Below are 11,134 nucleotides of genomic sequence, written 5' to 3'. Positions count from 1 at the left end.
GGTAGACCCCGTGCACGGGGGCGGCACCCATGTCGCCCGTGGTGTCGGACCACACCTGGGTGGGGGCGCGCAGCACGATCACCGCGTCGTCGAGCAGGGGCTGCAGGGGAGTGGTCTCGGTGGTCGTCCCGGTCGTCGAGGTGGCGGGGGCGGTGGTCATTCTTTGACGGCTCCTTCACTGGCGTTCATGATGCGGCGCTGGAAGATGAAGAACACCACGGCGACGGGGATCGTCATGATGGCCGCGGCCGCGAGCTTGAGGGGGAATTGGCTGCCCTGGCTGAGCTGTCCGCTCGCGAGCGAGGCGACGCCCTTGGTCAGGGTGGTGAGTTCGGGGGACTGGGTGGAGATGACGAAGTGGCTCAGCTCGTTCCACGATCCCTGGAACGACAGGATCACGATGGTGATGAGCGCGGGGCGCGCCATCGGCAGGACCACCGACCAGAAGATGCGGAACGTGCCGGCTCCGTCGATGCGCGCCTGCTCCTCGACGGACGGGGGGATCGACTCGAAGAAGTTCTTCATGATGAACACGCCCGCGGCGTCGACGAGCAGGGGCAGGATCATGCCGGCGTACGAGTCGTAGATGCCGAGCTGGTTGATGACGAGGAACTTCGGGATCAGCAGCACCACGGTGGGAACGGCCATGACGGCGATGAGGCCGGCGAACACGATCCCGCGACCGCGGAACTGCAGACGGGCGAGCGCGTAGCCGGCGAGGGAGTTGAAGAACACCCGCCCCGCGGTGACGAAGACCGTCACCACGACGGAGTTGCCGAACCAGACGGGGAAGTCGGAGTTCAGGAACAGCCGTTCGTACGCGGCCCACGTGAAGGGCTGCGGCGTCAGCGAGATCGGATCGGCCGCGGCTGCGGCATCCGTCTTGAACGACGTCGCCACCTGGACGAGGAACGGATAGATGTAGATGAGCGCGAGGACGACGAGGAGGGTGTACAGACCGATCTGCCAGCCGAGCGTCTTGCGCGATAGGCGGTGCTTCGCGGGGCGCGCGGGACCGTCGAGCCGCTGCTCGGCGAGCAGGGTCGTTCGCGGGGATGCCGTGGCGGTCATCGCGTGCCTCCCTTCGCGGTTGCGGCGGCTCTCCGGGCGGTGGCCGGCACCTCGTACTGCCGGATGCGGCGGCGCGAGACCGGGCGGTCGCGCAGGACGAAGCGCTGCAGAATCGTCAGGGCGACGATGATGACGAACAGCACGAACGCGATCGCCGCTCCCTGGCCCCACTGCTGGGAGAGGAAGGCAGAGGAGTAGCTGAGGTACGCCGGGGTGAGCGTCGTCTTCCCCGGCCCGCCCTGGGTGCCCGTGTAGATCTGGTCGAACACCTGCCACGTGCCGATGAGTCCCAGGGTCAGCACGGTGAAGAGCACCGGCTTGAGCTGGGGGAGCGTGACGCGCCAGAAGCGCTGCCATCCGTTCGCGCCGTCCATCATGGCGGCCTCTTGCACGTCGCCGCCGATGTTCTGCAGGCCCGCGATGAAGAGCAGCATGAACGTGCCCGACGTGGTGAAGACGGCCATGAGGATGAACGCCGACATCGCGACCGAGGGGCCGGCGAGCCAGTCCCACCACGAGACGCCGAGCAGGGTGTTCCCGGTCAGGAAAGCGGGGCCGCTGGTGACCCCGACGGCGGCGAGCAGATTGTGGACGACGCCGGACGGGTCGCTGAACCAGTTGGGGCCGTTGACGCCCAGCCACGACAGCACCTCGTTGATCGCGCCCGAGGAGGAGAAGAGGAACAGCCAGAGGACGGTGATCGCCACGGAGCTGGTGACCGAGGGGAAGTAGAACGCGGTGCGGAAGAAGCCGCGTCCGCGCAGGATCGCGCGGTTGACGAGCACCGCGAGGAACAGGGAGAGCGCCGTCTGCAGCGGCACGACCAGCAGCACGTACCAGGCGTTGTTGCGAAGGGCCGTGCCGAAGTCGCGCTCGGCGAGCCCGCCGCCGGTCGTGACGGCGGCGTAGTTGTCGAGACCGACGAAGCCGACGTTCGACGAGAAGGGGCTGCCGCGCCCCGTCCAGTCCGAGAAGCTCACCCACAGCGCCATCAGCACGGGGACGAGCAGGAACACGCCCAGGATGATCAGCACGGGCGCGGTGAACAGCCAGCCGGCGGCGGCCTCGCCGCGCCGGATCCCCGAGGAGGAGGATCCGGCGCGGCGAGACGCGGTGGAGAGAGCGCTCATGTCGATTACTTGACGATGGCCTCGAGGTTGGACTGCGCCGTCTTCAGCAGCGCCTGGGGGTCGCCGGTCTTCAACGACTCCAGCTGGGCGTTGAAGTCGGTGATGACGTCGGCGGCTCCGGCCATGTTCGGCGGGAACTGGGCGTACTGCGCACCGGCAAGGAACGCGGTCTGGTCGGGGTTGGCCTGCGACCACGCGTCGGCGGCCGACTGGATCGACGGCATCGGGCCGAACGCCTTCGAGAAGGCCAGCTGCTGGTCGGTGCTCGTCAGGTACTGCACCAGGTCGCGCGCCTGCTCCTGGTTGCCGCTGTCGGCGGCGAGGCCCCAGCAGTTCGTGAACTGCAGGGTGCCCTTGCCCCCGGGGCCGGCGGGGAGCTCGGCCACCTTGTACTTCACGTCGGGGTAGTCGGCCTTCATGGCGCCGGTGATCCAGTTGCCTTCGATCACCATCGCGGCCTTCTGCGTGCCGAGGGCTTCGCCGCCCCAGCCGGCTCCCACATCGGAGGCGAAGGCGAAGCTGCCGTCGTTCAGGTGGGTCTTCACGTAGGTCAGCGCCTCGACGTTCGCGGAGCTGTCGGCCGTGGCCTTGCCGTCGGTGACGAGTCCGCCGCCCGCCTGCGCCATGAACGCGCCCACGCGCTGGTACTCGGCGCCGAACGCCAGGCCCACGCGCCCGTCGGTGGTCAGCTTCTGGGCGACGGATGCCAACTGGTCCCACGTCGTGGGGATGTCGGCATCCGTGAGTCCCGCTGCCGACCACAGGTCGGTGTTGATGATGAGTGCCAGGGTTGAGAAGTCCTTGGGGGCGCAGAAGAACTTTCCGTCGACGGTGAAGTTGTCGACGAGCGAGGGATAGAAATCGCTCTTGTTCGCGAGATCGTCGCCGTAGGCCGCGATCGACCCGTTCGCCGCGTATCCGGCGAGGGCCTCGGGTGCCAGGTAGAAGAGGTCGGGCGGGGAACCCGCGGCGAAGCCCTGCGAGAGCTGCTGGGGGAGGTCGTTGGCGGTCTGGACCTCGGCCGGGACGCCGGACTTCTCGCTCCACGCGGCGACGGCGTCGGTGACGGCCTTGGTCTCGGCGTCGCCGGAGGAACCGATGAGGATGCTGAGCTTTCCGCTTCCGGAGGCCTGACCCTCGCCGGGCGCGTCGGTGAATCCCGAGCCGCAGGCGGTGAGGGCGAGGGCGCCGGTGGTGAGGAGCGCGGCGGCTCCGAGCCAGCCTCGCGCGCGGCGGATGGGGGTGTGCCGTGTCATGTGTCTCTCTCCTTCGATGAGGCATGCGACCCCTCCGTTCGTGGACGGAGAGCAAAGTTTGAACGTTCAAACTCGGGTCTGACAAAGGTACGAAACGACGGTCGCGCCTGTCAAGCGGTTGTTCCGCCGCTTAGGCTGACGGTCTGGTGGCGCGTGCCGCCGGAGCCGACGAGCGAGGGAGGCCGCGTGGCGAAAGCGCCCACCGTCGACGATGTCGCCCGGATCGCGGGGGTCTCGCGACAGACCGTGTCGAACGTGGTGAACACCCCCGACATCGTGAAGGAAGCGACGCGACAACGCGTGGAAGCGGCCATCGCCGAACTGGGCTATCGCCCGCACGCGGCCGCACGGCGCTTGCGCACCCGCCGCAGCTCGACCATCGGCATCCATCTCGACCCGTACGCCGGGGGGATCTCCGGCGTGGTCCTCGACCGCTTCGTGCACGCCCTCACCGAGCGCGCCGGCGAACGCGACATGCGCGTGCTCCTCTACGCGGCGCGCACGCCCGAGGAAGAGATCGCCCGGCTCGGCGACCTTCTCGAGGGGGGAGAAGTGGATGCCGTCGTCGTCACCGGCACCTTCCACGGCGACCCGCGTACCGGCTGGCTGACCGCGCGGAATCTGCCGTTCGTCTCGTTCGGACGGCCCTGGGGCGAGGACGACGTCGAAGCCCCCGCGCACCTCTGGGTCGACGTCGACGGCGCGGCGGGGACGCGGGCGGCGACCGCGCACGCGCTCGGGCGCGGGAACGGGCGCGTGGCCTTCCTCGGCTGGCCGGGGGGATCGGGCACGGGCGACGAGCGCGAGCGGGGCTGGCGGGAGAGGGCACCCGAGGGTCCGCGCTGGGTCGTCGAAGAGAACGTGGGGGCGGCGCGCGACGTCGTCGCCGCCGGTCTCGCCGCCGACCCGGGCGTCACGGGTATCGTCTGCGCGAGCGACTCCCTCGCGATCGGCGCCCACCTCGCGGTCACCCTCGCCGGTCGCGACGACATCACGATCGTCGGCTTCGACAACACACCCGCGGCCGAGGCGCTCGGCCTCTCGAGCGTCGAGCAGTTGCCCGAGCGCGTGGCATCCGGAGCCCTCGATCTGCTCATGGGGGAGAACGGGACGGTGGTCGCCCCGCGCGCCGCGGTCGCGGGGGCAGCCCACGTGCTGGTGGAGCCGCGGCTCGTGGTGCGCTGAGACGGTGCGGCTCTCCGGCTCGCGGGTGGGCTCGAAACGCCGTTGAGTGTCCACAACACGGACATTCTCGCCATTCGTGCGGGTGTTTCGGACGCTCAAGGGGAGGACTCGGGGTCCGCTGTCCCGCACCGCGCGTCAGGCGTGCCCGCCGATACGGCGGGCGAGCTCGGCGGCGGTTCCGGATGCCGCTGACGCCAGCGCCTCGGCATCGCGGGCGGGTCCGTCGGCCGGCCACGTGATCGCCACCGCGGCGGCGGGCCATCCGGCGTGGTCGAGCACCGGCGCGGCCACGGAGCGGAACCCGGGCGTCACCTCGCCGTCCTCACTGGCGTAGCCCGCGGCGCGCACGGCCCGCAGCAGCTCGCGCAGTTCGCGGGGGGTCGTGGGACCGAGGCCCGTGCGCTGCGTGAGGGCCGTGGCATCCGGATACAGCGCCCGCACCTGCGAACGGGGGAGCGCCGACAGCATCGCCCGGCCGGTGGCGGCGAGATGGGCGGGAAGGCGCACGCCGACATCCGTCACGAGGGCGGGGCGCCGCGGCGCGCGCTCCTCGACGATGTACAGCACGTCGCGCCCCACCAGCACGGCGAGGTGCGCGCTCTCGCCGACGCGATCCGACAGGGCGGCGAGCAGGGGCCGTCCGAGTCGCGCCAGCGGCTGCTGGCGCGCGTACCCGCCGCCGAGTTCGAAGGCCGCGGTGCCGAGCCCCCACCGTCGATCGCCGGGCAGGTGCACGACGTAGCCGTGCTCTTCGAGCGTCGCGAGCAGGTGATAGGTGCTCGAGCGGGGAATGCCCAGGGCTGTGGCGATCGTCTGCGCGGCGATCGGGCCGGGCTGGCGCGCGAGCAGCGAGAGGATCCGCAGCGTCTGGTCGGCGGCGGGAACCTGCGGGCGAGGTTTGTCTGGCATGACAGACACAGGATGCCAGATCCCCGCCGTTCCGCGACCCTCGACGCGATGGAATCGGCGTATGAGCACGAGCATCACCGTCGGAACACGCCCCCTTCACCCGAGCGACATCGTCGCCGTCGCCCGGCACGATGCGCGGGTCGAGGTCGCCGCCGACGCCCTGCGGCAGGTCGCCGACACGCGTGCGCTCATCGAAGGCCTCGCGGACGACCCGCAGCCGCACTACGGCATCTCGACCGGGTTCGGGGCGCTGGCGACGACCTTCATCGCCGAGGACCGCCGCGCGCAACTGCAGGCGAGCCTCGTCCGCTCGCACGCCGCCGGCACGGGGGCCGAGGTCGAGCGCGAGGTGATCCGTGCCCTGATGCTCCTGCGCCTGCAGACCCTCGCAACCGGGCGGACGGGCGTGCGGCCGTTGGTGGTCGAGACGTATGCGGCGCTGCTGAACGCGGGCATCACCCCGATCGTCCGCGAATACGGCTCCCTCGGCTGCTCGGGTGACCTCGCCCCCCTGTCGCACGTGGCGCTCGCGGTCATGGGCGAGGGGGAGGTCCGCGACGTCGACGGGCGCGCGCGACCCGCGGGAGAGGCGCTCGCCGCGGCGGGGATCGAACCGGTGCGTCTGCGTGAGAAAGAGGGCCTCGCCCTCATCAACGGCACCGACGGAATGCTCGGCATGCTGCTGCTCGCCCTGCACGACCTCGAGACGCTCCTGACGACCGCCGACGTCGCCGCCGCGCTCTCCGTCGAGTCGCAGCTGGGGACGGATGCCGTGTTCGCCGCCGACCTCATGGCCCTGCGTCCGCAGCACGGTCAGGCGGCCTCGGCGGCGAACCTGCGCGCGTTCCTCGCCGGCTCGCCGATCGTCGCGAGTCACCGCGGTCCCGAATGCACGCGCGTCCAGGACGCGTACTCGCTGCGCTGCGCGCCCCAGGTGCACGGCGCGGCGCGCGATACGCTCTCGCACGCCGTGACGGTCGCCGAGCGCGAACTCGCCTCCGCGGTCGACAATCCCGTCGTCACGGTGGACGGTCGGGTCGAGTCGAACGGCAACTTCCACGGTGCGCCGGTGGCGTACGTGCTCGACTTCCTCGCGATCGCGGTGGCGGATGTGGCATCCATGTCGGAGCGACGGACCGACCGCGCGCTCGATGTGGCCCGCAGCAACGGCCTGCCGCCCTTCCTCGCCGACGAGGTCGGAGTCGACAGCGGACTGATGATCGCGCAGTACGCCGCGGCCGGCATCGTGTCGGAGCTCAAGCGCCTCGCCGTGCCCGCGTCGGTGGACTCCATTCCCTCGAGCGCGATGCAGGAGGATCACGTCTCGATGGGATGGGCTGCGGCGCGCAAGCTCCGCCGGGCGCTCGACGGCCTCGCGCGTGTCCTCGCGATCGAGGTGATGACCGGATGCCGCGCCCTCGACCTGCGCGCCCCGCTGCAGCCGGCAGCGGCCACCGGAGCGGTGCGCGAGCTCGTGCGCACGCGTGTCGACGGTCCCGGCCCCGACCGGTTCGTGTCGCCCGAGATCGAGGCGGTCACCGAGCTGGTGACGTCGGGGGAGGTCGCCCGGGTCGCGCGCGCGGCGGTGTGAGGGGTGTTCCCGAGAGACGTCCGGGGGCTACGGCGTCAGCAGCTCGAACTCGTCGGGCGCTGTGGCATCCACGTCGTCCCACGTGCCCTCATGCCACGTGAAGATCGCGACGGCGCACGTGACCATTCGCACGTCGCGGTCGGCGAGACGCGAGACGAGCGCGCTCATCCCGGGGTCGTGCGCGACCACCATCACCTCGTTCGCCCCGGCCTCGCGCGCGGCGGCCAGGAGCTGCGGCGGGTCGGCGAGGTAGAGGTCGGCGCGCTGCGTGACCTCGACCTCGAACTCGGCGGCGAAGATCTCGGCGGTCGTCGCCGCGCGCAGGGCCGTGCTGGACAGCAGCACTTCGGGACGAACGCCCCTCCGGCTCACCGCGCGCGCGACCTGGGGAGCATCGCGTCGACCCCGCTCGTTGAGCGGTCGGTCGTGGTCGGCGAGTCCCTCGTCGGCCCAGTCGGACTTCGCGTGCCGCGCCAGCACCAGTTGGATCATCGTTCCTCCGCGTCACGCCGGTGCCGCGGGTCCGAGTCGTCGCCCGCATTCCACCGTCGACAACGATATCGTCGGCCTCCGACATCGCGCCGGGGGTGGCGCGCGACGCGTTCGGCGTGCAGGGGCTCTCAGACGCCGACGTAGACCCAGGCTTCGCGGCCGCTGGACAGGACCGCGGACGTTCGCCGGTACAACGAGACCTCGTATTCGTCCGCCGCGTCCAACTCGTCGGAGGAGAGCTCGAGCACCCGCCCGAACACGCGGTCGCGCGGATCGCCCGTGCGGCGCAGGATCGGGTGCGCGCCGAGTCCCGACAGCGCGGTGACGCGTTCGTCGTCGATGTCGGTCCACTCGAGTCGATAGCCGGGGAGGACGTCTTCGTCGCTCGCCACGCGGCGGCCGAACGTGTCCAGCTGCACCTCGGGCAGCAGCAGCGTCCCGTAGGAGAAGAGGAGCTCCCGGCCCGGATCGTCGCTCACGCGCTCAGGCTATCGATCCCCGCGCGCGCCCGGGAGGTCAGCCCCAGAAGAGGTGCGCGATCGTGAAGATCGCGAGACCCGCGAGAGCCCCGACGATGGTGCCGTTGAGGCGGATGTACTGCAGGTCGCGGCCGACCATGAGCTCGATCTTCTCGGTGGTCTCCTCGGCATCCCATCTCTCGACGGTGTCGGTGATGATCGACGCGATGTCGTGCCGGTACCGGCCGACGACGAAAACGGCGGCGTCGATGACCCATCCGTCCACGCGGCGTTGCAGGGTCTCGTCGTTCTGAAGGCGAACGCCCACCTCGGCGAGGGCCGCCGTCGCCCGCCGGCGCAGGGCGCTGTCGGGATCGGCGAGGGCGCTGAGCAGGCCGGTCTTGGCGGTGTTCCACGCATCGGCGGCGAGGTGACGCACCCGCGGGCTGTCGAACACGGCGGCCTTGGCCTCTTCGAGGCGCACCATCGTGGACGGGTCGTGCTGCAGATTGTCGGCGAGTCGGGCCAGGTAACCGTCGATCGCCCCGCGCGCCTGGTGGCGCGGATCGGCGCGGACGGCGTCGACGAAGCTGACGGCCTCCCGGTAGATCGTGTCGTCGACCAGCCGCAGGGCGAGGCTCGGCACCCACGCGGGCAGACGCTGGGACACCAGACCCTGGAACACCTCGCGGTTGTTGCCGAGCCAGACGGCGATGTTGTCGAACGCGAGGTCGACGGCACCGTGATGTGCCCCCGAACCCACGACGCGTTCGAGCCATCCGCCCACCGACGGACCCCAGTCGGGGGAGAGGAGATGCTCTCGCGCCAGGTCTTCGATGAGACCCTGTACGTCCTCGTCGCTCAGGGCGCGCAGCACGCTCGTCGCCAGCGTCGCCCCTTCGGCGGCGAGGCGTTCGGCGTGTGCGGGTTCGGCGAGCCACGCCCCGGCCCGCGCCGCGAGCGGCGTCGACTCGAGCTTGGTGCGCACGACGTCGCCCTCGAGGAAGTTCGTCTCGACGAACTCCCCGAGCTGGCGACCGATCTCGTCCTTGCGGCGCGGGATGATCGCGGTGTGTGGAATGGGCAGGCCGAGCGGATGCCGGAACAGAGCCGTCACCGCGAACCAGTCGGCGAGGGCGCCGACCATGCCGCCCTCGGCCGCCGCGCGGACGTACTGCAGCCACGTGACATCCCGCTGGAAGGCGAACGCGACGGCGAAGATCACGGCCATCCCGATCAGGGCGCCGAGGGCGACCCCCTTCATGCGCGCGAGCGCGCGGCGGCGCTCCTGATCGGCCGGGCTCAGCTGCGCCGTGGGGGTGCGGGCCATCACGCGGACACCGGTCCGAGCCACGCCGTGGCCGCGGCCGAGTGCGCGGACTCGGGGTCGGAGGGGTGGAACATCCCCGCGATCACGTCGCGGTAGAGCCGGCTGAGCTCGCTGTGGGCGGAGTACGTCGACCCTCCGCCCACGAGGAGCGCGTCGTCGACGACGGCCTTGGCCGTGGTGACGGCGCGATGCTTCACCCCGGCGAGCAGCGAGAACCAGCGCCCGCCGTGATCGGCCAGGGTGTTGACATCGGTGCTGAGCGCGGCCAGCTGCGGCGGGAGGGCGTCGTACGCGAGCGCCATGTCGGCGATCCGCCAGCGGATGTCGGGGTCGTTCGCGTAGGTCGTGCCGCTCTTCTTGGAACGGCGGGACTGCGCGGTCTCGACGGCGAGGTCGAGCGCGCGCCGCGCGATGCCCGTGTAGACCGAGGCCAGCAGGATCTCGAACACCGCGAAGATCCCGAACACGAGCGGGTCGGGCTGCGGTCCCGGCGCGAGACGACGGACGACCCGGTCGGCGGGGGCGGCGGCACCGTGGAGTTCGGTCGTTCGGCTCTGCGTGCCCCGCATGCCGAGGGTGTCCCAGTCGTCGCGCGTGACCACCGCGTCGGTGCGATCGAGGAACGCGAACACCATTCGCGGGGCGTCCGCCGACGTGGTGTCGAGTCCGTGCACGCCGAGATGGTCCCAGACGGGTGCCAGCGACGTGAAGATCTTGGTGCCGGTGAAGCGGTACCCGCCGTCGCCCTCGGGCTGCGCGTCGGTGTCGCTGCCGAAGAGCACCAGGTCGTTACCCGCCTCGCTGATGCCGAACGCGAACACCTCGCCCGCGGCCGCGCCGCGCTGCACGAACGCGAGGTCGTCGACGCCGCGATCCTGCAGCACCTTCGCCACACCCGTCCACACGAGGTGCATGTTGATCGCCAGGGCGGTTGCCGGTGCCGCGCCCGCGAGGCGCTGCTGCAGGATCGATGCCTCCGCCAGGGTGAGTCCTGCGCCTCCGCGGGCGGTGGGGACCAGGATGCCGAGGTAACCCGCCGCCCGCAGCTCGTCGAGGTCGTCCTGGGGGAACGTATTGTCGCGATCGTGCGTCACGGCCCGCTCGCGGATGCGCGCGAGCAGGTCGTCGGGCAGGAACCGAGCCGGATCGAACGGGGTGGTCATGGCATCCATTCTGTCGTCGTCGGTGGGCCGCGGGGTCTCCCGGCCCGAGTGTCCCCACCGCCCCGCAGAATGGATGCCATGATCTCGACCGAGATGGCCCTGGCCCTTCGTGAAGCGGGATTGGTGTGGCATCCGCGATCCGGCGACCGCTTCCAGCTCGATGAGCCCGAATTCGACGCGGACGTCTTCACGGTCAGCGAGATGACGGTGGAGCCGCGGGACTATCCGACGGGGCGGATCCTCGCGTTCAACGGCACCACCGAGTGGGCGCTGGACTCCGTGGCGACCGAGGACGCGCTGTGGTTGCCGTCGGAGTCGCAGTTGCGCGAGATGCTGCGCAGCGCCTTCCGTTCGCTCCGGCGTCTGCCCGACACATACGAGGTGGAGATCGCGGTCGGCGGGGCGAGCGTGGTGTTCGAGCACCCCGAACCCGCGGACGCCTATGCGCTCGCCGTGCTGGAGTTGCTTCGTCGGATCCAGTGAGCGACGGGCGGGGCCGTCTGGGCGGGGCCGTCCGTGCGGTGCGGACCGTGCGGTGCGGACCGTGCG

General features: G+C 71.0%; 11 protein-coding genes. 3 read left to right on the top strand and 8 right to left on the bottom strand.

Features of this window, described 5'->3' with window-relative positions; translation table 11 throughout:
- Positions 1-156 precede the first annotated feature (156 nt).
- From NS220_RS07175 to NS220_RS07165, 3 genes are read right to left on the bottom strand one after another with little or no spacing between them, the layout of a single operon-like run.
- Positions 157-1,071, bottom strand: a complete 915-nt coding sequence (locus NS220_RS07175) for a carbohydrate ABC transporter permease (RefSeq protein WP_058623399.1) — start codon at positions 1,069-1,071, stop codon at positions 157-159.
- Positions 1,068-2,201, bottom strand: a complete 1,134-nt coding sequence (locus tag NS220_RS07170; RefSeq protein WP_058623398.1) for a carbohydrate ABC transporter permease — start codon at positions 2,199-2,201, stop codon at positions 1,068-1,070. Before NS220_RS07170 ends, NS220_RS07175 begins: the two co-directional genes overlap by 4 nt.
- A 5-nt stretch (positions 2,202-2,206) precedes the next feature.
- Positions 2,207-3,457: a sugar ABC transporter substrate-binding protein gene (locus NS220_RS07165; RefSeq protein WP_058623397.1), complete on the bottom strand. Its 1,251-nt coding sequence runs from the start codon at positions 3,455-3,457 to the stop codon at positions 2,207-2,209.
- 186 nt (positions 3,458-3,643) lie between these two features.
- Between NS220_RS07165 and NS220_RS07160 the strand changes: the two genes are divergently transcribed.
- The gene (locus NS220_RS07160) at positions 3,644-4,642 is read left to right on the top strand and encodes a LacI family DNA-binding transcriptional regulator (RefSeq protein ID WP_058623396.1); all 999 of its coding nucleotides are present in this window, start codon (positions 3,644-3,646) and stop codon (positions 4,640-4,642) included.
- 135 nt (positions 4,643-4,777) lie between these two features.
- Here the strand turns inward: NS220_RS07160 and NS220_RS07155 are convergent, their stop codons facing one another.
- Positions 4,778-5,551 carry an IclR family transcriptional regulator gene (locus NS220_RS07155; RefSeq protein ID WP_058623395.1) on the bottom strand — a complete coding sequence of 258 codons (774 nt, stop codon included), beginning with the start codon at positions 5,549-5,551 and terminating at the stop codon, positions 4,778-4,780.
- 61 nt (positions 5,552-5,612) lie between these two features.
- Here NS220_RS07155 and hutH point away from each other — a divergent pair, with 61 nt between their 5' ends.
- Positions 5,613-7,142 carry a histidine ammonia-lyase gene (gene hutH, locus NS220_RS07150; RefSeq protein ID WP_058623394.1) on the top strand — a complete coding sequence of 510 codons (1,530 nt, stop codon included), beginning with the start codon at positions 5,613-5,615 and terminating at the stop codon, positions 7,140-7,142.
- Positions 7,143-7,169: 27 nt separating this feature from the next.
- Here hutH and NS220_RS07145 read toward each other — a convergent pair whose 3' ends face one another.
- From NS220_RS07145 to NS220_RS07130, 4 genes are all read right to left on the bottom strand, one after another.
- The gene (locus NS220_RS07145) at positions 7,170-7,634 is read right to left on the bottom strand and encodes a SixA phosphatase family protein (protein WP_058623393.1); all 465 of its coding nucleotides are present in this window, start codon (positions 7,632-7,634) and stop codon (positions 7,170-7,172) included.
- A gap of 128 nt (positions 7,635-7,762) precedes the next feature.
- Complete coding sequence (locus NS220_RS07140; RefSeq protein ID WP_058623392.1) at positions 7,763-8,113, bottom strand: gamma-glutamylcyclotransferase family protein; 351 nt, start codon at positions 8,111-8,113, stop codon at positions 7,763-7,765.
- Between the two features lie 37 nt (positions 8,114-8,150).
- Complete coding sequence (locus tag NS220_RS07135; protein ID WP_058623401.1) at positions 8,151-9,422, bottom strand: DUF445 domain-containing protein; 1,272 nt, start codon at positions 9,420-9,422, stop codon at positions 8,151-8,153.
- On the bottom strand, positions 9,422-10,585 hold the full coding sequence (locus NS220_RS07130) for an acyl-CoA dehydrogenase family protein (RefSeq protein ID WP_153004197.1): 1,164 nt from the start codon (positions 10,583-10,585) through the stop codon (positions 9,422-9,424). The genes NS220_RS07135 and NS220_RS07130 overlap by 1 nt, the downstream gene beginning before the upstream one ends.
- 78 nt (positions 10,586-10,663) lie before the next feature.
- On the opposite strand from NS220_RS07130, the gene NS220_RS07125 reads away from it, so the two are divergent.
- Positions 10,664-11,068 carry a hypothetical protein gene (locus NS220_RS07125; protein WP_058623400.1) on the top strand — a complete coding sequence of 135 codons (405 nt, stop codon included), beginning with the start codon at positions 10,664-10,666 and terminating at the stop codon, positions 11,066-11,068.
- Positions 11,069-11,134: the final 66 nt, after the last annotated feature.

Source organism: Microbacterium testaceum, from assembly GCF_001476655.1.
GTDB lineage: Bacteria > Actinomycetota > Actinomycetes > Actinomycetales > Microbacteriaceae > Microbacterium > Microbacterium testaceum_C.
The sequence above is the reverse complement of the archived record's forward strand: the minus strand, read 5'-3'. Positions and strand labels throughout refer to the sequence as shown.